At 62.0% G+C, this 242-nt stretch carries 1 protein-coding gene; it reads right to left on the bottom strand.

The features are described from left to right. On the bottom strand, nucleotides 1-242 hold a 242-nt coding region (locus QN399_RS26585), incomplete at both ends, for a heme exporter protein CcmB (RefSeq protein WP_330201975.1).

Below are 242 nucleotides of genomic sequence, written 5' to 3'. Positions count from 1 at the left end.
GCACCGGCGTGCCGAGCAACAAAGACAGTAACAATACCGGCAGACACTCGACGGGCAAGCCCAGCATCATCGCCAGCAGCGGCGCAAGCAACACCAGCGCCAGGCCGGAAAACACCCAGTGTGCCAGCACCTTGGCCAATACCAGAAGCGGCAACGGGTGCGGCGAAAGGACCCACTGCTCCAGGGAGCCGTCTTCGAAATCACTGCGAAACAGCCCGTCCAGCGACAGCAGCACGGATAAC

This window comes from Pseudomonas sp. 10C3 (assembly GCF_036346185.1).
GTDB lineage: Bacteria > Pseudomonadota > Gammaproteobacteria > Pseudomonadales > Pseudomonadaceae > Aquipseudomonas.
Note: the sequence above shows the minus strand (reverse complement) of the source record. Positions and strands in the feature narration are given on the sequence as shown.